Origin of the sequence: Enterobacter vonholyi, from assembly GCF_040834095.1 — a bacterium.
Lineage (GTDB): Bacteria > Pseudomonadota > Gammaproteobacteria > Enterobacterales > Enterobacteriaceae > Enterobacter > Enterobacter vonholyi.
Genome location: NZ_CP162152.1, coordinates 325256 through 345761, shown reverse-complemented (window position 1 = coordinate 345761; position 20506 = coordinate 325256). Strand labels below are relative to the sequence as shown.

21 protein-coding genes are annotated in these 20506 nt (G+C 56.0%); 9 read left to right on the top strand and 12 right to left on the bottom strand.

Annotation, left to right across the window (positions count from 1 at the left end; translation table 11 throughout):
* The first annotated feature begins 9 nt into the window (after window positions 1-9).
* Together AB3N39_RS01605 and actP are read left to right on the top strand one after the other, a co-directional pair.
* Window positions 10-324, top strand: coding sequence for a DUF485 domain-containing protein (locus AB3N39_RS01605; protein ID WP_008503396.1), 315 nt, complete (start codon window positions 10-12; stop codon window positions 322-324).
* Window positions 321-1970, top strand: a complete 1650-nt coding sequence (actP, locus tag AB3N39_RS01600; protein ID WP_133293594.1) for a cation/acetate symporter ActP — start codon at window positions 321-323, stop codon at window positions 1968-1970. Before AB3N39_RS01605 ends, actP begins: the two co-directional genes overlap by 4 nt.
* A 32-nt stretch (window positions 1971-2002) precedes the next feature.
* On the opposite strand, the gene AB3N39_RS01595 is transcribed toward actP, so the two are convergent.
* Window positions 2003-2692, bottom strand: a complete 690-nt coding sequence (locus AB3N39_RS01595) for an LrgB family protein (protein WP_325848861.1) — start codon at window positions 2690-2692, stop codon at window positions 2003-2005.
* The gene (locus tag AB3N39_RS01590) at window positions 2685-3095 is read right to left on the bottom strand and encodes a CidA/LrgA family protein (protein ID WP_021242769.1); all 411 of its coding nucleotides are present in this window, start codon (window positions 3093-3095) and stop codon (window positions 2685-2687) included. The genes AB3N39_RS01595 and AB3N39_RS01590 overlap by 8 nt, the downstream gene beginning before the upstream one ends.
* Window positions 3096-3197: 102 nt before the next feature.
* On the opposite strand from AB3N39_RS01590, the gene AB3N39_RS01585 reads away from it, so the two are divergent.
* Window positions 3198-4085, top strand: coding sequence for a LysR family transcriptional regulator (locus AB3N39_RS01585; RefSeq protein ID WP_133293593.1), 888 nt, complete (start codon window positions 3198-3200; stop codon window positions 4083-4085).
* Between the two features lie 66 nt (window positions 4086-4151).
* On the opposite strand, the gene AB3N39_RS01580 is transcribed toward AB3N39_RS01585, so the two are convergent.
* The 4 genes from AB3N39_RS01580 to soxR all read right to left on the bottom strand — a co-directional run bounded on the left by AB3N39_RS01580 (window position 4152) and on the right by soxR (window position 9010).
* Window positions 4152-5798 (bottom strand): Na+/H+ antiporter, encoded by a 1647-nt coding sequence (locus AB3N39_RS01580; protein ID WP_008503391.1) that lies wholly within the window; start codon window positions 5796-5798, stop codon window positions 4152-4154.
* Window positions 5799-5948: 150 nt separating this feature from the next.
* On the bottom strand, window positions 5949-7298 hold the full coding sequence (ghxP, locus tag AB3N39_RS01575; RefSeq protein ID WP_115876909.1) for a guanine/hypoxanthine transporter GhxP: 1350 nt from the start codon (window positions 7296-7298) through the stop codon (window positions 5949-5951).
* Window positions 7299-7591: 293 nt separating this feature from the next.
* Window positions 7592-8263 (bottom strand): glutathione S-transferase family protein, encoded by a 672-nt coding sequence (locus AB3N39_RS01570; protein WP_367897015.1) that lies wholly within the window; start codon window positions 8261-8263, stop codon window positions 7592-7594.
* A 288-nt stretch (window positions 8264-8551) separates the two neighbouring features.
* Window positions 8552-9010 carry a redox-sensitive transcriptional activator SoxR gene (soxR, locus tag AB3N39_RS01565; protein ID WP_008503388.1) on the bottom strand — a complete coding sequence of 153 codons (459 nt, stop codon included), beginning with the start codon at window positions 9008-9010 and terminating at the stop codon, window positions 8552-8554.
* Window positions 9011-9108: 98 nt separating this feature from the next.
* On the opposite strand from soxR, the gene soxS reads away from it, so the two are divergent.
* The gene (soxS, locus tag AB3N39_RS01560) at window positions 9109-9435 is read left to right on the top strand and encodes a superoxide response transcriptional regulator SoxS (RefSeq protein ID WP_008503387.1); all 327 of its coding nucleotides are present in this window, start codon (window positions 9109-9111) and stop codon (window positions 9433-9435) included.
* 6 nt (window positions 9436-9441) lie between these two features.
* On the opposite strand, the gene AB3N39_RS01555 is transcribed toward soxS, so the two are convergent.
* Entirely contained in the window at window positions 9442-11007 is a 1566-nt protein-coding gene (locus AB3N39_RS01555) for an EAL domain-containing protein (RefSeq protein WP_133293592.1), read from the bottom strand.
* A 644-nt stretch (window positions 11008-11651) separates the two neighbouring features.
* On the opposite strand from AB3N39_RS01555, the gene AB3N39_RS01550 reads away from it, so the two are divergent.
* A complete protein-coding gene (locus AB3N39_RS01550) occupies window positions 11652-11933 on the top strand; it encodes a YjcB family protein (RefSeq protein ID WP_136196011.1) in 282 nt (93 codons plus the stop codon).
* Window positions 11934-11996: 63 nt separating this feature from the next.
* Here AB3N39_RS01550 and ssb1 read toward each other — a convergent pair whose 3' ends face one another.
* A complete protein-coding gene (gene ssb1 / locus AB3N39_RS01545) occupies window positions 11997-12527 on the bottom strand; it encodes a single-stranded DNA-binding protein SSB1 (RefSeq protein WP_023310055.1) in 531 nt (176 codons plus the stop codon).
* 250 nt (window positions 12528-12777) lie between these two features.
* On the opposite strand from ssb1, the gene uvrA reads away from it, so the two are divergent.
* Window positions 12778-15600: an excinuclease ABC subunit UvrA gene (gene uvrA / locus AB3N39_RS01540; RefSeq protein WP_136196010.1), complete on the top strand. Its 2823-nt coding sequence runs from the start codon at window positions 12778-12780 to the stop codon at window positions 15598-15600.
* A gap of 3 nt (window positions 15601-15603) precedes the next feature.
* Here the strand turns inward: uvrA and AB3N39_RS01535 are convergent, their stop codons facing one another.
* The 4 genes from AB3N39_RS01535 to tyrB all read right to left on the bottom strand — a co-directional run bounded on the left by AB3N39_RS01535 (window position 15604) and on the right by tyrB (window position 18613).
* The gene (locus tag AB3N39_RS01535) at window positions 15604-15957 is read right to left on the bottom strand and encodes an MmcQ/YjbR family DNA-binding protein (RefSeq protein ID WP_111964201.1); all 354 of its coding nucleotides are present in this window, start codon (window positions 15955-15957) and stop codon (window positions 15604-15606) included.
* Window positions 15958-15959: 2 nt separating this feature from the next.
* Window positions 15960-16376, bottom strand: coding sequence for a secondary thiamine-phosphate synthase enzyme YjbQ (locus AB3N39_RS01530; protein ID WP_111964202.1), 417 nt, complete (start codon window positions 16374-16376; stop codon window positions 15960-15962).
* A 113-nt stretch (window positions 16377-16489) separates the two neighbouring features.
* Complete coding sequence (aphA, locus tag AB3N39_RS01525) at window positions 16490-17203, bottom strand: acid phosphatase AphA (RefSeq protein WP_133293590.1); 714 nt, start codon at window positions 17201-17203, stop codon at window positions 16490-16492.
* Between the two features lie 216 nt (window positions 17204-17419).
* Window positions 17420-18613: an aromatic amino acid transaminase gene (gene tyrB, locus AB3N39_RS01520; RefSeq protein ID WP_288460235.1), complete on the bottom strand. Its 1194-nt coding sequence runs from the start codon at window positions 18611-18613 to the stop codon at window positions 17420-17422.
* Between the two features lie 206 nt (window positions 18614-18819).
* Here tyrB and AB3N39_RS01515 point away from each other — a divergent pair, with 206 nt between their 5' ends.
* The 3 genes from AB3N39_RS01515 to AB3N39_RS01505 all read left to right on the top strand — a co-directional run bounded on the left by AB3N39_RS01515 (window position 18820) and on the right by AB3N39_RS01505 (window position 20504).
* Window positions 18820-19377: a DUF2589 domain-containing protein gene (locus AB3N39_RS01515; RefSeq protein ID WP_045335167.1), complete on the top strand. Its 558-nt coding sequence runs from the start codon at window positions 18820-18822 to the stop codon at window positions 19375-19377.
* Window positions 19378-19452: 75 nt separating this feature from the next.
* Window positions 19453-20055 carry a DUF2589 domain-containing protein gene (locus AB3N39_RS01510; RefSeq protein WP_087450023.1) on the top strand — a complete coding sequence of 201 codons (603 nt, stop codon included), beginning with the start codon at window positions 19453-19455 and terminating at the stop codon, window positions 20053-20055.
* Window positions 20055-20504 (top strand): lysozyme, encoded by a 450-nt coding sequence (locus tag AB3N39_RS01505; protein WP_213802735.1) that lies wholly within the window; start codon window positions 20055-20057, stop codon window positions 20502-20504. Before AB3N39_RS01510 ends, AB3N39_RS01505 begins: the two co-directional genes overlap by 1 nt.
* Window positions 20505-20506 lie beyond the last annotated feature (2 nt).

Below are 20506 nucleotides of genomic sequence, written 5' to 3'. Positions count from 1 at the left end.
GACTCTGTGATGAATGACCATATTTGTCAGCAGATAGAGAATAGTGCGCACTACAGGGAGCTCGTCGATAAGCGGCAACGGTTTGCCTTCACCCTTTCCATCATCATGCTGATTATCTATGTCGGCTTTATTCTGCTGATTGCCTTTGCGCCGCACTGGCTGGGCACCCCGTTACACGAGGGCACCAGCGTGACGCGCGGTATCCCCATTGGCATTGGCGTGATCGTGATTTCATTTGTGCTGACCGGCGTCTACGTCTGGCGCGCGAACGGTGAATTCGATCGTCTTAATAAAGCGGTACTGCAAGAGGTAAAAGCATCATGAAGCGAGTCCTGACGGCGCTAGCCGCCACACTTCCCTTTGCCGCCCACGCGGCGGATGCCATTACCGGCGAGGTACAGCGCCAGCCAACCAACTGGCAGGCGATTGTGATGTTCCTGATTTTCGTGGTGCTGACGCTGTACATCACCTACTGGGCGTCGAAACGCGTGCGCTCCCGTAACGATTACTACACCGCAGGCGGCAATATTACCGGCTTCCAGAACGGGCTGGCGATTGCGGGTGACTTTATGTCCGCCGCCTCGTTCCTCGGGATCTCCGCGCTGGTGTACACCTCCGGCTATGATGGTCTGATCTACTCCCTCGGCTTCCTCGTCGGCTGGCCGATCATTCTGTTCCTGATTGCCGAGCGCCTGCGCAATCTGGGCCGCTATACCTTCGCCGACGTGGCCTCGTATCGCCTGAAGCAGGGGCCGATTCGCACCCTCTCCGCCTGCGGCTCGCTGGTGGTGGTGGCGCTGTACCTGATTGCGCAGATGGTCGGCGCGGGTAAATTGATCGAACTGCTGTTCGGCCTGAACTACCACATCGCGGTAGTGCTGGTGGGCGTGCTGATGGTGATGTACGTTCTGTTCGGCGGCATGCTCGCCACCACCTGGGTGCAGATCATCAAAGCCGTTCTGCTGCTGTTCGGCGCCAGCTTTATGGCCTTTATGGTGATGAAGCACGTTGGCTTCAGCTTCAATAACCTGTTCACCGAAGCGATGGCGGTCCACCCGAAAGGGGAAGCCATCATGAGCCCGGGCGGGCTGGTGAAAGACCCGATATCGGCCCTGTCGCTCGGTCTGGGCCTGATGTTTGGCACGGCGGGTCTGCCGCATATCCTGATGCGCTTCTTCACCGTGAGCGATGCGCGTGAAGCGCGCAAGAGCGTCTTCTACGCTACCGGCTTCATGGGTTACTTCTATATCCTGACCTTTATCATCGGCTTTGGCGCGATCATGCTGGTGGGGGCGAACCCGGCGTTTAAAGACGCGGCGGGCGCGCTGATTGGCGGTAACAACATGGCGGCGGTGCATCTGGCGGACGCGGTGGGCGGCAACCTGTTCCTCGGCTTTATCTCCGCCGTGGCCTTCGCCACCATTCTTGCGGTAGTTGCGGGTTTAACGCTGGCCGGCGCGTCGGCGGTTTCGCATGACCTCTACGCCAACGTCTTCCGCAAAGGCGCAAGCGAGCGCGATGAACTGAAGGTCTCGAAAATTACCGTGCTGGTGCTGGGCGTCGTGGCGATTCTGTTGGGCATTCTGTTCGAGAAGCAAAACATCGCCTTTATGGTGGGGCTAGCCTTCTCGATTGCGGCCAGCTGTAACTTCCCGATCATCCTGCTCTCCATGTACTGGTCGAAACTGACCACCCGTGGGGCGATGATTGGCGGCTGGCTGGGGCTGCTGACGGCGGTGATCCTGATGATTCTGGGACCAACCATTTGGGTGCAGATCCTCGGTCACGCAAGCGCCATCTTCCCGTATGAATACCCGGCGCTGTTCTCTATTGCCGTGGCGTTTATCGGTATCTGGGTCTTCTCGTCCACCGACAATTCGCCGGAGGGTAACCTGGAGCGTGAGAAATTCCGCGCCCAGTTTATCCGTTCACAAACCGGTCTCGGCGTTGAGCAGGGCCGCGCGCACTAAGCCTTTCTCCCCGGTCATTCTGGCCGGGGAGCTTAAAACATCACCCACGCCACCAGCGGCGCAACCAGCACCATTACCACGCCCGACAGCATCATGACCAGGCTCGCGACAACGCCCTCCTGCTGGCCCAGCTCATAGGAACGTGCCGTGCCCGCGCCGTGCGACGCCGCGCCAAACCCCGCGCCTTTGGCCATCCCTTCCCGAATAGAAAGCCGCAGAAAGAGCATATCGCCCACCGCCATCCCAAAGACGCCCGTCACCACCACAAACAGCGCCACCAGGTCCGGCTGTCCGCCGAGGGGGTTAGCCGCCGCCAGCGCGAACGGCGTGGTCACCGAGCGCACGGCCAGGCTGCGCTGAATTTCGTCGGGCAGCGTAAACAGCCGCGCCAGCCAGACGGAGCTACAGACCGCGACCACCGTGGCGGTAATCACGCCTGCGCTGAGCGACATCCAGTGGCGTTTGATAATCGCCAGGTTGTCGTAAACGGGCACGGCAAAGGCAATGGTCGCCGGGCCGAGCAGCCACAGCAGCCAGTGGGATTCACCAATATAGTTTTGCCAGGAGATATGGCCGAAGACCAGCATCAGCACCAGCAGGATCGGCGTGAAGACCAGCGGCATCAGCGGCAGGGCATGAAAACGGCGATACAGCCGCTTGTTGGCAAAGTAGATCCCGAGCGTCGCAATCAGGCACAGGACGCTTATCTGAAAGTTAGTCATGTTTGTGCCTGCTGATTTCAAACCGGTAGACTTTATCCACGACCCAGGCGGTCGCCCCCAGCACCATCAGCGTACTCAGCGCGATGACCGCAAAGATTCGCCAGCCGTCCACCATCAGCAGCTGCGCATAGTTCACCACCGCCACCACGGCAGGGACAAAGAACAGCAGCATCTCCGCCAGCAGCCAGCGCGCCCCGGCGCGCACCCAGTTAAGGGGGATCACGCGACAGAGGATGAGCGTCAGCATCAGCAGCATCCCCACCAGGTTGGCAGGCAGCGGCAGGTGGAGCCAGCCGACAAGATATTCGGCGAAAACAAACAGTCCCGCGTAGAGCAGTACCTGAACCGGGACCTGGAGTCGTTGTACAACGGCAGGCGTAACACGGCTTAACGCCACGGCCATGGGGGTTTTCCTCAAAAATGAGACGAAGCGCCAGTATAGTGAGCGCACGGTGTGGACTGAAATGAATTAAAATCATCAAAGGTATAGTTTCGAGGAATAATCATGGACATAAGAACGCTGCGCTATTTTGTCGAAGTGGTTCGTCAGCAAAGTTTTACCCGCGCAGCGGAGAAGTTGTTTGTTACCCAGCCCACCATCAGCAAGATGCTGAAAAACCTCGAAGATGAACTGAACTGTACCCTGCTGATCCGCGACGGGCGCAAGCTGCTGCTGACCGACACCGGACGCGTGGTGTTCGAGCGTGGGCTGGCGATTCTGGCGGAGTTCCGCCAGCTGAAAGCAGAGCTGGACGATATTAATCATCTGACCAAAGGAGTGCTTCGCCTCGGCATTCCACCGATGGTGGGGATGATGATGGCCGGGCCGATTAGCCTGTTTCGCCAGCGCTATCCCGGCGTAGAGCTGAAGATCTCGGAGTTCGGCGGGTTAACCGTCCAGCAGGCCGTCACTAACGGAGAGCTCGACGTGGCAATGACCGCCCTCCCCGTTGAGGAAGAGAGCGGCCTGGCGACGCTTCCGCTCTTTAGCCACCCGCTGTGCGTGCTGGTTCCCCGCTCCGGCGACTGGCTGAAGTTAAACTCGGTGAAGCCTGAACTGCTCGGCGAGCATCCTCTGCTGATCTACAACGAAGACTTCGCTCTCAGCCGCCAGCTGATGACGCTGTTTAACCAACATAACGTCAAGCCGCGCATTGCGGTGCGCAGCGGACAGTGGGATTTCCTGGCGGCGATGGTGCAGGCCGGCGTGGGGATTGCCATTCTGCCGCAGCCGATTTGCGAGCGTCTGGATAAAAACACGCTGCGCTGGATCCCACTGGAGAGCGATCTGCACTGGCAACTGGGCATGATCTGGCGTGAAGGGGTCTATTTGTCGCAGAGCGCGCAGGCGTGGCTGCAGTGTTGTGAGGGGTTTTGGGTGCCCACACCCTAACCCCTGGGCTCGATCGGTTCCCTCTCCCCTAAGGGGAGAGGGCCAGGGTGAGGGGCACAAACAGCGCTACTGATTCTCTATCAACAGCGCTTCCAGCAGGTCCAGATCGTGCAGCAGCTTTTGCAGCGTCTCGTTGCTGATCTGGCGCGTGGCGCGCAGGTGATACAGTTCGGCGCGCTCTGAGCGCAGCGCCGCCAGGCGGAACCGGCGTTCCAGGTTCTCCTCCTGCAGCGAGCTTTCCACATCGTTACGCCCGTCCGCGCGGCGACGAAGGTTACCAATCACGCGGGAACTCACTTCCGTCAGCAGCTGATTGTCGATGTTCTCCTCCGCATCTGCGGCCAGACGCTCTTCCATTTTCTGGATGGCGACAATGGCCACTTCGGCGGTGGCGGCACGCGCAATGCGCTCTTCCTTGTGCTGCTGGGTCGAATCGCCGACATCAATATGCTGCAGCAGGATCGGCAGCATAATCACGCCGACAAACAGTGAGAAGAGAATCACGCCCGCCGCCAGGAAGACCAGCTCGTAGCGCGCCGGGAAGACATCGCCTGTCGGCAGCAGCAGCGGAATGGAGAGCACACCGGCAAGGGTGATCGCCCCGCGTACGCCCGCAAAAGAGGCAATCAGCAGTTCACGCGTTGTCCACGAGCCGAACTCCATCGGTTTTTTCTTCAGGAAGCGGACGCTGAAGTTTTTCATCGTCCACAGCCAGCCGAAACGAACCAGCATCAGCGCCAGGTAGATCAGCACGATGTCGGTAAACAGCATCCAGACCTCAACGTTCGGGTCGGCCTCCGCCGCCACCAGCGAGGACTCCATAATGCCAGGCAGCTGCAGGCCCAGGAGCAGGAACACCATGCCGTTAAAGACAAACTCCAGCATGGCCCAGGTGCTGTTTGCACGCAGGCGCATGGCCAGCGGCGCGCGGCGCATTACGCCGGAACGGGTAATGGTCATCCCTGCCGCAACCGCTGCCAGAATGCCCGACACGCCGATATGTTCGGCAATCAGATAAGAGGCAAACGGCAGCAGGAACAGCAGTACGATCTGCGTAGCGGGTTCATCGCCGCCCCAGCGGCTGAGGAAGCGCAGCGAGCGGCCGTACAGCCAGCTCACCACGAAGCCTGCGAGAATACCGCCAATCGCCACCTTGAAGAATTCCAGCGTTGCGCCGCCGACGGTAAAGACCATCGTACCCATCGCTACGGCCACGGCAAACTTCAGGGCGACCAGGCCGGAGGCGTCGTTCATCAGCGCCTCACCCTGTAAAATCCCCATGATTTTCTTCGGAATACGGCCTTCACCCACAATGCCGGACAGCGCCACGGCATCGGTTGGCGACAGCACGGCGGCCAGCGCAAAAGCCGGTATTAACGGAATGCCCGGCACCGTCCAGTAGATCAGGAAACCAATCCCGACGACGGTGACCACCACCAGCGCAAGCGCCAGGCCGAAGATCTCTCGCCCGTGCTCAAGGAATTCGCGCGTGGGCGTTTTCCAGCCATCGGCAAACAGCAGTGGCGGAATAAACAGCACGAGGAACAGTTCGGGGTCAAATTCCACGTGCAGGCCAAACGTCGGCCACGCCAGCAGCGCGCCGATGGCAATTTGCATTAATGGCAGGGGGACCTGAAAGGGCAGTACGCGTGTAACCACCCCGGATAGCGAGACCACAAGGGTCATGATGAGTATTGTGAAGAAGATTTCCATGCGTTCCCTGTTTGCTGTGTTGCTTATGTACTCCGGAAGGCGTCGTGCCTTTTATTCTATCTTCCCCAGAGTAACGCAAAAGGCAACAGGATGAGTCCTGAAAATAAAAACGGGCGGCCTGAGCCACCCGTTTTCGCATCAAAGGACAACTTAGATTGCCCAGCCGCCCGCGTAGAACGCCACCAGCGCAACGGCGATAACAACGGTGCCAACGTTCAGCTTGCGCCATTCACCGGAGACTAGACGACCGATCACCAGCGACGCGAAGCCGATCATAATGCCGGTCACGATGTTACAGGTCAGTACGATGAAGACCGCAGTAATCAGGCCAGACATCGCGTCCACAAAATCCGCAAAGTCGATTTTCGCCACGTTGCTCAGCATCAGCAGGCCAACGTACATCAGCGCTGGCGCGGTCGCGTACGCCGGAACCAGGTACGAGAGTGGAGAGAGAAACAGGATCAGCATGAACAGCACGCCGACGGTGATCGCCGTCAGGCCAGTTTTACCGCCTGCCGCCGTACCCGCCGCGGACTCGATGTATACCGCCGCAGGCGCCGCACCCACCAGACCAGAGAAGACGCTGCTCAGGGAGTCAGTGGTCAGCGCTTTGCCGCCGTCAATAATCTGACCGTCTTTATCCAGCAGGTTCGCCTGACCGGCCACCGCACGAATAGTACCGGTCGCGTCAAACACGGCGGTCATCACCAGCGCCAGCACGCTTGGGAGGATCACCGGGTTCAGCGCGCCAACGATATCCAGGCTGCCAATCAGGGAGTTGCCTTTGTCATCGCTCAGCGACGGCATGGCGAAAATGCCGGAGAAGTGGACGTTCGGATCGAAAATCAGGCCCACAATCGACACGCCGATAATGGTCAGCAGGATGCCGCCCGGGACTTTCAGTTTTTCCAGACCGATAATCACCGCCAGGCCGATCAGCGACATGATCACCGGGAAGCTGGCGAAATGGCCGAGCGCCACCGGCAGGCCGTCCAGCGGGTTCTTGATGACCAGACCGACGCCGTTGGCGGCGATCAGCAGCAGGAACAGGCCGATGCCGATGCCGGTACCGTGCGCCACGCCCTGCGGCAGGTTGCGCAAGATCCAGCTACGGATGCCGGTCGCTGAAATAATGGTAAACAGCACACCCATCAGGAACACGGCGCCCAGCGCAACCGGTACGCTGATGTGCTGACCCAGCACCAGGCTGAACGCGGTAAACGCGGTCAGGGAGATGGCGCAACCAATCGCCAGCGGCAGGTTCGCCCACAGGCCCATCACGATAGAGCCCACGCCGGCCACAAGACAGGTCGCTACAAAGACAGCCGCTGGCGGGAAGCCCGCTTTGCCCAGCATGCCCGGCACAACGATGACGGAATAAACCATCGCCAGAAACGTTGTCAAACCAGCAACGATTTCCTGACGCACGGTGCTGCCGCGGGCCGAAATTTTAAACATGGCGTCAAGTGAACCGCCAGTACGCGCAGATGGCGTAGACATAGAAAACATCCCCTGAGAGTTTTTTAGGAAGTCCGTAAGCGAGGTGGAGACGCCACTGCCAGCTAAACGTCAAATCCTTGTGTTGCGTTTGCGACGAAAGGGCGTCACAAAAAAAGCAAACGTTTAGCTCCGCGCTTACAAACGGGTGGTCAAATTAAGGCAAACGATTATCCAGCCTAATCCCCGCCCTTTTCAACTGAACTTTATCGTTTTTCGCTAAAATTCACTTATGACGCTGAAGAAATAAACAGAGGATGCGCAAACGTTATCGTCAATGCGCAATTTGTTTACATTTAATCCTCACCCGGGATGGATAACGGCCCCCCTTGCTCCAGAGTTCTTTGCCAGCCAGGGCTGTTCTCAACCTTACTTTTCCATGCCTGAATATGCGGCAGGTTGTTAATACCGCCGCGCGCCAGCAGGGCAAAAATCGGAAAGCTCATCTGGATGTCGGCCATGCTGAGCGTATCCCCGGCAAACCAGCTGTTTTTAGCCAGATGTGATTCAATAAAGCGCGCATGGGTTTCCAGCTGGCGGTTGAGGTACGCTTTCTGCACCCCCTGCCCCAGCGCTTTCCCCAGGGTTCGGATACCAAACGGCACCGGCGGTTTTCCGAGGCTGCTGAAGACCAGCTTCATTAACAACAGCGGCATCAGCGATCCTTCCGCGTAGTGCAGCCAGAAGCGGTACTGCACCTTATGCGCCGGATCTAAAGGCTTAAGCCGCGACTCGGGATCGTAAGTTTCCTGCAGGTACTCCAGAATGGCGCCAGACTCCGCAAGGATCAGCCCGTTATCTTCGATAACCGGTGATTTACCCAACGGATGTACCTTTTTGAGAGCCTCCGGCGCCAGCATGTTTTTTTGGCGCTGATAGTGAACGATCTCATAAGGCAGGCCGAGTTCTTCCAGCGCCCAGATCGCGCGGTGCGAGCGCGACTGGTTAAGGTGGTGTATCGTGAGCATGGCTTTCTCCTGTTATTCATACTTTTTAACTATAGAAAATTGAACAACACCGCGAAAAAAATTCGGCTAAAAACCGGTCAGCGACGCTGGCGAAAAAACGGGTCTTGCATAGAATTAAAGTGTCAGCACAATCCGGAACCTCCCCAACCAGCTCGACACTGAGGGGTGCTGACGTCGGGGGAAACCCTCCCGTGAACCAGCGGGATAGAGTGAAAGACAAAGACCGGGAAAAACTAAAGCGCCCTTATGTGGCGCTTTAGTTCTTTATGTGCTTTTTGCCGCGCAATCTCAATCCTCTTCCAGCAGCCGCGCCCCCGTCCCCTGCTCGCCCAGTTTGTCGCCGGGGTTACGCAGCGGGCAGTCGCTGCGCGACAGGCAGCCGCAGCCGATGCAGCCATCCAGCTCGTCACGCAGAGCGACCAGCGTGTGAATACGCCTGTCCAGCTCTTCACGCCACTGGGACGACAGCTCTTTCCACTCTTTCGGACTCAGCGTGTGCCCTTCCGGCAGTACCCCAAAGGCCTCACCGATCGTGGCCAGGGGAATTCCGATTCGTTGCGCAATTTTGATTATCGCCACGTAGCGGAGCACGTCGCGAGTATAGCGACGCTGGTTACCCCCGTTACGGATGCTCTTGATTAAACCTTTGCTTTCATAGAAGTGGAGCGCCGATACCGCAACGCCGCTTCGCTTCGCCACTTCACCGGGAGTTAAAAGCGCTTTAATTCGCGGCAATCTCTTTTCCATAAAACCTCTTTACCTCAAGTTAACTTGAGGAATTATACTCCCCCGCAGAGAAAACGACGAATTAACCGAGATAGTTGTATCTACAGAGGGGCAACCTTATGTCGCATCAGCAGATTATTCAGACGCTTATTGAATGGATTGATGACCATATCGACCAACCGTTGAACATTGATGTGGTCGCGAAAAAGTCGGGCTATTCGAAATGGTATTTACAGAGAATGTTCCGCACGGTCATGCATCAGACGCTGGGTGAGTACATTCGCCAGCGCAGACTTCTGCTGGCAGCGCAGGCGCTACGCTCAACGCAGCGGCCCATTTTTGATATCGCGATGGACCTTGGCTATGTGTCGCAACAAACCTTTTCCCGCGTGTTTCGCCGCGAGTTTGACCGTACGCCAAGCGACTATCGCCACCAGTTGAATTAATCACTCTCAGTGCAAAGGCTGCTGCTGCCAGGTCATAAATTCCTGGGGCGGCATCGCTTTCGCGAAGTGCCATCCCTGACAAAACTGGACGCCGCGCTTCAACAGCCAGCTCACCTGCTCTGCCGTCTCTACCCCTTCCGCAATGGTTTTCAGGCGCAGGCTCTGCGCCATCTCGATAATATGCTCGGCGATCAGGTGGCTGGTACTGTTGGTCGTTAAGGTATCGATAAACGATTTATCGATCTTCAGGATATCCACGTTCAGCGAGTAGAGGTTGTGCAGGTTCGAGTAGCCGGTACCGAAGTCATCGATCGCGACTTCATAACCCGCCTGACGGAAAGCCTGAATCACCGGCGTGGTTTTTGGCACATCGATAAAACCACGTTCCGTCACTTCAATTTTGATTTGCTGCGCGCGGACGGCGTAGTGGCGAGCCTTGTCGGAAATCATGGCGATCAGCCGCGAGGAGTGGAAATCCGTGGCCGACAGGTTAATCGAAATATAGAGATACGGATGCTCCGCCAGGAAATGGCCCAGATCGTTGAACACCTCCTCAACGACATAGTCCGTAATCCGCTCGCTCATTCCCTCATTTTCCGCCAGCGGAATAAACTCAGCCGGGCTCATCACCTGCCCGTTAAAACCCGGCCAGCGTAACAACGCTTCCGCACCCACACACTGGTTGTTCTTGATATCAATAATCGGCTGATAGTGGACGCAAAGCTGTCGCTTGTTCAGCGCCCGGTGCAGTAAGCGCCCCGGCGAATTAAGCTCACGATGGGTACGGGACCATACCAGCAAAATAATAATGCTGCAGATCATGCCCAGCGGTAGCGTCAACGTCGCCTGGTGATAAAGCGTTTCATAAAAGCGTTTATTCGATGTCGACACAATGGCCGCAATAGGTCTTTTGGGGGACGTTACGATCGTATAAAAGCGGTTATCTTTTTGAAATACCGATTCCTTATCTCGAATCATCGAATTTAATAAAGAAACATTGGCTTTCTGGCTAACCGAAAAGAAAGCATTGGTTACCGTGTCGTACACACCCCACGAGAGAGAATGATCCGCTGACATGACTTCGCTGTATGAAAGCGGATTGACGACCACCACATAATTTCCGCGCTGCATATATGTCATTTTATAGCCAGTATAAAATGGGGTATCGCGATAATAATAGATAGCGACGTCAGGTTTACGCGTGTAATTAGCGACAGGAATGGCGTAGGGATGATCCGGTGTAAAAACGGTCGAACAAAGAAAATTCTGACCTTCAGCGTAAATTAAATCGGCGACAAACAGGCGGCCACGAACAACGTTCAGCATATATTGACGGTGTCCCGGCGTGCAAAGCTCACCCTGATATTTTTCAGCCTCGTCCCGGGCCAGCTCAACCTGTTGAATAACCAGCTCTGTTTTGTCTAAAGCCAGTTCAGCAAATGTGCGTAGCTGTGCGCTTGTTTCAGACACGGCGCGTAGCTGGGCAAACCATAGGGCAAGCATCACCGGCAGCATAACTACCATGATGATCCCTACCACCCTGAGCATTTTGCGCCGCGCGCTACGATTCATTTCCCGCCCTATATCCCTGCATGTTGTACGCCTGTAGTAATGAAGGCCGGATGCTTTGTTAAACAGGTGATTACGTTGCATGAATCATGCAAAGTTAGCAACTGACTTTTAGTATTAAAAATCTTAAATTTCGTTATGACGATAATATTTTCCCGTAAGTTAAACTGTAAGTATTCGTTCCGTTTCAATTAAGGGAAATAATTATCCAGCCCGCCGGGGCCGACGGAAAGATAACACAACAGACGATCGTTGATTAAGCCAAACGTCTAACAGCATGAAAAAAGTACAACATCGTCATGACGTTTTATGCTATTTGCTCCAGGTACTGTGTTTGTTGATTTATAAATAATCGGTCTTTACCACACTATTTTCAGTAATGGCGGAGAATAACGCCCCTGTTATAAAAACCGAATTTGCGGTATCCCCACTTGCCCGACGGGCGTTTCCGGCACGTTGTGGGTTCATCTCCTCATGCGCCGAGGCTGGTCCTGCCTACAGAATCGCTTTTCCTGGGGAATAAAATCCTCTTTTTTGATCGCACAGGCACTGGCGAATAAATCATCAATTGTGATATAGTTCACACATATTTTGTAACGAGAAACACTGTTTCATTCAGTTCGTCTGATTTGTAGAGGATGGGTTTTATGGCAACCATTACTACCAGCATGGTTCTCATGCGCTGGCCTTTGTTAAGTGCGGTACTGATGTTTTTAGCCAGCACGCTGAACATTCAGTTTCGTAAATCTGACTATGCGGGTCTTGCTGTCATCAGCACCCTGCTGGGGCTGGGTGCGGCCTGCTGGTTTGCAACGGGTCTGCTTGGTATCACCCTGTTGGATATCGCTGCCGTCTGGGAAAACATTAAAGTGGTGATGGTTGAGGCGATGAGCCACACGCCGCCAGACTGGCCGATGGTGATTACCTGATCCCTTACGGAATAAAAAAAACCCAGACGATGGTCTGGGTTTTTTGTTTTTAGCACGCGGAAATCAGAACGGAATGTCGTCGTCGAAATCCATTGGCGGTTCGTTAGACGGCGCCGGAGCAGACTGCTGCTGCGGACGAGACTGTGCGCCGCCGCTGAACTGGTTGCCACCCTGCGGCTGCTGAGGCTGACCCCAACCGCCCTGCTGCTGGCTCTGACCGCCACCTGCAGGTGCGCCACCGCCCTGACGGCCACCCAGCATCTGCATGGTGCCGCCCACGTTGACCACTACTTCAGTCGTGTACTTCTCAGCACCGGACTGATCGGTCCATTTGCGGGTACGCAGCTGGCCTTCGATATAGACCTGAGAACCTTTACGCAGATATTCTCCGGCCACTTCGGCCAGTTTGCCAAACAGCACAACACGGTGCCATTCGGTCTGCTCTTTCATCTCACCGGTCGCTTTATCACGCCAGGATTCGGAAGTAGCCAGCGTAATGTTGGCAACTGCGCCACCACTCGGCATGTAGCGTACTTCCGGGTCCTGGCCCAGATTACCGACGAGAATCACCTTGTTTACGCCTCTGCTGGCCATGTTCGTGTCTCCTGAATACGTTTCTTAATAGTGTAAACGCGCGAGTGTACCATTTCCATGCTGCACTTTGATAGTTGCGTAGCACGTTCCAGAGTTCTCCCGCAACTCAACATTGTTACACAGCGAATCAGAAAATGCATTCCAATACTGTATATTCAAACAGGTCAAATTGTGTCATAATTAGCCGTTTCTGACAGCCGTTTGTCCTTCAAACAAACCAGGCAATCCGTGTTCCAACCGGGAAAGGTGAATGGATAAGATCGAAGTTCGGGGCGCCCGCACCCACAATCTCAAGAATATCAACCTGATAATCCCTCGCGACAAACTCATTGTCGTGACCGGGCTTTCGGGGTCTGGCAAATCCTCACTGGCTTTCGACACTCTGTATGCCGAAGGACAGCGTCGTTACGTTGAATCGCTCTCGGCGTACGCTCGTCAGTTCCTGTCGCTGATGGAAAAACCGGATGTCGACCATATTGAAGGGTTGTCACCTGCTATCTCTATTGAGCAGAAGTCCACGTCGCATAACCCGCGCTCAACGGTCGGTACCATTACCGAAATTCATGACTACCTGCGTCTGCTGTATGCCCGCGTGGGCGAGCCGCGCTGCCCGGACCACGACGTCCCGCTGGCGGCGCAAACCGTGAGCCAGATGGTCGATAACGTGCTGTCGCAGCCGGAAGGCAAACGCCTGATGCTCCTTGCGCCAATCATCAAAGAGCGTAAGGGCGAACACACCAAAACGCTGGAAAATCTGGCAAGCCAGGGCTATATCCGCGCCCGTATCGACGGCGAAGTGTGTGACCTGTCCGATCCACCAAAGCTGGAGCTGCAGAAGAAGCACACCATCGAAGTGGTGATTGACCGCTTTAAGGTGCGCGACGATCTCGCCACGCGCCTGGCGGAATCCTTTGAAACGGCGCTGGAACTCTCTGGCGGTACGGCCGTGGTCTCCGACATGGACGATCCAGAAGCGGAAGAGCTGCTCTTCTCCGCCAACTTTGCCTGCCCGATTTGCGGCTACAGCATGCGCGAGCTGGAACCGCGCCTGTTCTCCTTTAACAACCCGGCGGGCGCGTGCCCGACGTGTGACGGCCTGGGCGTGCAGCAGTATTTCGATCCGGATCGCGTGATCCAGAACCCGGAGCTGTCGCTGGCGGGCGGGGCCATTCGCGGCTGGGACAAGCGTAACTTCTACTACTTCCAGATGCTGAAATCGCTGGCAGAACACTACAAGTTCGACGTTGAAGCGCCGTGGGCCAGCCTGAGCCCGAACGTGCACAAAGTGATCCTGTTCGGTTCCGGTAAAGAGCACATCGAGTTCAAATACATGAACGATCGCGGCGATACCTCCGTGCGTCGCCACCCGTTCGAAGGGGTGCTGCACAACATGGAGCGCCGCTACAAAGAGACTGAATCCAGCGCGGTGCGCGAGGAGCTGGCGAAGTTCATCAGCAACCGCTCCTGTGCCACCTGTGAAGGAACGCGCCTGCGCCGCGAAGCGCGCCACGTGTTTGTGGAAAACACGGCGCTGCCGACCATCTCAGACATGAGCATCGGCCACGCGATGGACTTCTTCAATAACCTGAAGCTCTCCGGCCAGCGCGCGAAAATAGCCGAAAAAGTGCTGAAAGAGATTGGCGATCGCCTGAAATTCCTGGTGAACGTCGGCCTGAACTACCTGACGTTATCCCGCTCGGCAGAAACGCTCTCCGGCGGTGAAGCGCAGCGTATACGTCTGGCGAGCCAGATTGGCGCGGGTCTGGTAGGCGTGATGTACGTACTGGATGAGCCGTCCATCGGCTTGCACCAGCGCGACAACGAGCGTCTGCTCGGCACGCTGGTCCACCTGCGCAATCTCGGCAACACGGTAATCGTGGTCGAGCACGATGAAGATGCGATCCGCGCGGCTGATCACGTGATCGATATTGGTCCGGGCGCAGGCGTACACGGCGGGCAGGTGGTTGCAGAAGGGACGCTGAAGGACATCATGGCGGTGCCCGAATCGCTGACCGGCCAGTACATGAGCGGCAAGCGTAAGATTGAGGTGCCAAAACAGCGCGTAGCGGCAGATCCAGAAAAAGTGCTGAAGCTGACCGGCGCGCGCGGCAACAACCTCAAAGACGTCACCCTGACGCTGCCTGTTGGCCTGTTTACCTGTATCACCGGCGTATCCGGTTCCGGTAAATCGACGCTGATCAACGATACGCTGTTCCCGATTGCGCAGACGGCGCTGAACGGCGCGACGCTGGCCGAGCCGGCGCCGTACCGTGACATCCAGGGGCTGGAGCATTTCGATAAAGTTATCGACATTGACCAGAGCCCGATTGGCCGTACCCCGCGCTCTAACCCGGCAACCTATACCGGCGTCTTCACGCCCGTACGTGAACTGTTTGCCGGTGTGCCGGAAGCACGCTCCCGCGGCTATACGCCAGGACGTTTCAGCTTTAACGTACGCGGTGGCCGCTGCGAAGCGTGCCAGGGCGACGGTGTGATCAAGGTTGAGATGCACTTCCTGCCGGATATCTACGTCCCGTGCGACCAGTGCAAAGGCAAGCGCTATAACCGAGAAACGCTGGAGATTAAGTACAAAGGCAAGACCATCCACGAAGTGCTGGACATGACCATCGAAGAGGCGCGCGAATTCTTTGATGCCGTTCCTGCGCTGGCGCGTAAGCTGCAGACGCTGATGGACGTGGGCCTGACCTACATTCGTCTGGGGCAATCAGCAACCACGCTGTCCGGCGGCGAAGCGCAGCGCGTGAAGCTGGCGCGCGAGCTGTCAAAACGCGGCACCGGTCAGACGCTCTACATTCTGGACGAGCCGACCACCGGCCTGCACTTTGCCGATATCCAGCAGCTGCTCGACGTGCTGCATCAGCTGCGCGATCAGGGCAACACTATCGTGGTCATCGAACATAACCTGGACGTGATTAAAACCGCGGACTGGATTGTCGATCTCGGCCCGGAAGGCGGCAGCGGCGGCGGTGAAATCCTCGTCTCCGGTACGCCAGAGACGGTTGCAGAGTGCGAAGCCTCGCACACCGCGCGCTTCCTTAAACCGTTGCTGTAATTGTCACACGGAGAGCTGCTGTCGGGTCGTTTCCGGCAGCAGCTCAACCGCCTGCTGATAGGATGCGTCCACCAGGTAGTAAATTTGCGAGCCTGGAATCGATCCATCCAGATAGACGGTGCTCCAGTGCGCCTTATTGAGGTGCTTGCTCGGCCTCACGTCATCATGCTGTTGACGTAGCAAATCCGCCAGTTCAGGGCTGGTTTTCAGCGACGCCGCAGGACGGCCTTCCACCTCTTTCACCATCGCAAACAGCACATCCCCCACCTTAACCTGCGTGGCTTTCCAGTCGCTATGGACGCTCTGCTCCGCGCCGGGCTTGCTCATGCAGTACTGAAGTATCTCCGAAATTGTCATCTTTATTCCCCTTGTAGCGTGGCGATAATTTTACGCGAACCACCGTGAATGCGATGCTCTCCCAGCCAGATCCCCTGCCACGTTCCCAACAGCAGCCGCCCGTTGTGAACCGGCAGCATAAGCGATACGCCCAACAGGGAGGATTTAATATGCGAAGGCATATCGTCTGCCCCCTCATAGTCATGCTCATAAGGAGCGTTGTCCGGGACGCTCTTCAGAAAATGGTGCTCCATGTCTGACCGGACGGTGGGATCGCAATTTTCATTAAGCGTGAGAGAGGCAGACGTGTGCTGAAGGAGCAGATGCAGCAAACCCGTTTTGACCCGCGGCAGGTCGCGGATTTGCCCGATGACTTCGTCCGTCACCAGATGAAATCCGCGTGGTTTAGCGCTTAAGGTCAGGGTCTGTTGATACCACATGTGCTGCTCCGTAATGAAAGATGAATCTTTCTAAGTGTGCAGCAAGAAGGCGAAAGGTAAAACCCGCAGCGACGAGATTTGTTTAAAAAAGAGTCAAACTCGTCGCCTGCGGTTTAATACTCAGAGTTCACAATGACCTCTTCGCCAAACTTTCCGGCCATCGGCAGCGGTCGATAGGTCGAGTTAGAGGCACGCAATACCCTGATCCCTCTGGCACCCACGTCATGCGCGGCAGTGATGTCGTTATCCGAATCGCCGTAGAATACTTTGATATTTTTCTTTTCCAGCCACTGGGTTTTGGTGTTTTGCCCTTCTTTGTCACCGGCAAAAATCACCGGATTCATGCTGGCTACCGGGATCTGAAAATCATCCTGCAGGGTTTTGGAGACGGTTTCCGTTTTGGTCTGACTGCGGCCGGTGACAAAGTAGATGCTGTCTCCGCGCTTCACGTGCATAGCAATAAGCGCACGGGCAACCTCTTTCGGGATGCTGAATTCGTCCCAGCCGTTATTCATTTTTTCCCAGAATTCCGGGTTCTTCAGATACGCTTCGCTGTCGGGCGAATACATTTTTTTGCCGCGCCAGAAGCCCGGGCTGGAGAAGAGAACGGTATCGTCAATGTCAAAACCCACGGCCATTGGCGCACGGCCCATCAGGCTGTTTTCGATTTGAGCCACGGAAACCCAGTGAATGGGCGCCTGCTCGGCAAGCATGGCTGCAGTGGTACCGGTGTAAAGCGGCGTCGGGGCAGAAGCTCGCGCGACGACGGCGCTATTAAGCGAGAACAATAAGCAGGCGGCGCTGAGCGCCAGTGTGATCTTGCGCATGTTTTCCCCTGAAAATTCAGTTTGTTATCGTTTTAATTTGAGCGGATGGTCAAAAAACTATCCGACCATAACCCCAGCGGGAGGTGAAGGGAAGGAGTTTTTGCTTATGAAGGGGAATAAAAAGAAGACGATCACAAAAGCCGGGCAACGTTTTTGTGCGGCCTGATGCCCTCACCCCGACCCTCTCCCACAGGGAGAGGGTGAGTTGGTAAGTACTTACATTACAGCAGCAAACGCCTGCGCCACGCGATGAACGTTGCTGGCATTCAGGCCCGCCACGCACATACGGCCGCTGGCAATCAGGTAGACGCCGAACTCTTCGCGCAGACGATCGACCTGGGCCGCACTCAGTCCGGTATAGCTGAACATCCCGCGCTGCTTGAGCAGATAGTCGAAGTTATGTCCCGGCACGGCCTCTTTCAGGACGTTAACCAGTTCCTGACGCATCGACAGAATGCGCTTACGCATCGCCTCCACTTCGCCAAGCCAGGACGCTTTCAGCTGCTCGTCACCGAGAACCGTCGCCACCACCTGCGCACCAAAGTTTGGCGGGCTGGAGTAGATACGGCGTACCGTCGCTTTCAGCTGGCCGAGCACGCGGCTGGCTGCTTCGGCATCCTCACAGACTACTGACAGACCGCCAACGCGTTCACCGTACAGGGAGAAAATTTTAGAGAAGGAGTTACTTACCAGAGCAGGCAGCCCGGCGCTGGCTACGGCGCGGATGGCGTAAGCATCTTCTTCCATGCCCGCGCCAAAGCCCTGGTAGGCAATGTCGAGGAATGGGATCAGGTCACGGGCCTTCAGTACCTCAATCACCGTATCCCACTGGGCGTTAGTGAGATCTGCACCGGTCGGGTTATGGCAGCATGGGTGCAGCAGCACAATACTGCGCGCCGGCAGCGTGTTCAGTTTTTCCAGCAGCGCTTCAACGCGCACGCCGTTAGTTTTGCTGTCGAACCACGGATAGGTCTCGACCTTGAAGCCTGCGCCCTCGAAGATCGCAACGTGGTTTTCCCACGTCGGGTCACTGACCCACACGCCTGAATCCGGGAAGTATTTTTTCAGGAAGTCTGCACCCACTTTCAGCGCACCCGAGCCGCCCAGCGTCTGGATGGTCGCCACGCGTTTTTGCGCGAGCACCGCGTGATCGGCGCCGAACAGCAGCGGTGCAATGGTGTTGCGATAAGCGTTTAGCCCTTCCATTGGCAGATAAAGAGAAGCGCCGTGTGGAACAGCGTTCAGACGCGCTTCGGCTTCGGCAACGGCTTTTAATTGAGGAATAATGCCATCCTCGTTGTAATACAGACCGATGCTGAGGTTCACTTTGTCGCTGCGAGGATCTTCTTTGAAACGCTCCATTAAGGAGAGGATAGGGTCGCCGGCATAGGCGTCAACTTTCTGAAACACGCGATGGTTCTCCGGAATTCGATGAGGCAGGGATTTCAACAATAAACCGGAATATCACGCAACACCACCCCTTAGGATTATCCTGCGATCGGCATAGGTTTTTTGCGTCCTTTAGCCATGACATTTACCCAATATTTTCCCCTTCTCGCTTTCCGTAATGTGACTCCTGCGCAACCGCGCATTCACTGATTCAAGGAGTTCACATCATGGATTCACAATTTATTGGTTCAGTTATTAACGCCCTGCCGCTGGAGCATATGATCGGCGGTCCGCTGCAGGCGATGATCAAAGCACAGGTTCAGGCGAGCAAGTCCTATACCGACTTCCTGCTCTCTGTCTGCATTAAAGACGGCAAAGCCGTCGCGATCGAGTTCGACTACGACGAAACCGTGGTAGACGAACAAGGCGTGAACAAAGGCAGCGTGACCCGCAAGATGAGCATTCCGCTACTGGCGGCGATCACGCACCCTATCATCTGTATCGAAGACGGCACTATCGACTTTGAACTGGAAGTGAGCCAGAGCGAAGCCAGTTCCAGCAGTACCGAAGCGGAGGCATCCGTGGAAGCGTCCGTCGGCTGGGGTGTCTTTAAAGCCAAAATGACCGGCAAAGTCTCCCATAAATCGGAGCAGACCCGTTCGACCGACACACGCGCGAAATACTCCATTCATACCCAGATCAAACGCCAGGAGCCACCAGAAGCTCTGCAGCGCGTAATTGACTACCTGACCAACGCCAAAACCAAGCCTGTCGCCGCGCAATAATCTTCCACGCCGCGACATACGTGCGATTCCGTAACGCAGGGGCTACCCGGGTAGCCCTTTTTCCAGGAGCGAAATATGTCTTTTAAAAAATGGCTGCGCGGCGGCAAGGATGAAGAGCCGGAAAACAGGACGGGCAAAGAGGATGAAGGCACGCCGCCTGTACAGGAAAACACGCCCCCTACGCCGCCAGCCGATATTCCCGGCGTGCCGATCTCGCTTGAAGATATTACCCGCGGGATGCAGTACGCGGCCACGGCGGCCAACGAACTGATTGCTCAACAGTATATGAAAGCGCTGGATCCCTTTTTCGAACCTGCTGAGGACGGTTCGTTGGTTCCACGCACGGTACAGCTAGCACTGGATGAAAAGCACTACTTTGACCTGCCCTTGGTCGCACTTTCAACGCCGCGCGGGCTGATGCTGGAGAAAATGAAGGTCAACCTGACGATCCGTACGGAAGGCATGCAGGCACCTTCCCGCCAGTCCGGTGAAAACGAATTTGGTCGCTTTCACGTCAGCCTTTCGCCTTCCAGCGATAACAAAGGCGGGCGTGACAGCCGCCACGTCGATGTGGAGATGCAGTTTACCGCGCTTGAGCCACCGGAAAGCGTTATGCGCTTGATTGACGAATACACCAACAAGGTGATTCCCCGTCCGAAAGCAGAGGAGACTCCGTAATGCACACACAACCAGAACGTACAGGTGACAAGGGTATTCAGCTGATTTGCCAGTTTGAAGGACTAAAGCTGGAGCGTTATCGCGATGCCGTAGGTTTATGGACCATCGGCTATGGCCATTTGATCCTCAAAGAGGAGATGGAAAAGCTCACTAAAATTACTACCGGCGAAGCCAAAGATCTGCTGCGCAAAGATCTAAAACGCACCGAGGACGGCGTGAAAAAGCTGCTGAACCAGCCAGCAACGCAGGCGCAATTCGACGCGCTGGTTTCCTTCGCCTTCAACCTCGGCGTTGGCAATTTGAAGAAATCAACGCTGCTCAAAAAATTCAACGCTGGCGATGTTCAGGGCGCCGCACTGCAGTTCAAAAGCTGGAATAAGGCAGGCGGGAAGGTATTGGCTGGTCTGACGCGTCGCCGCGAGGCGGAAATGAAGTTATTTCTCAGTTAACT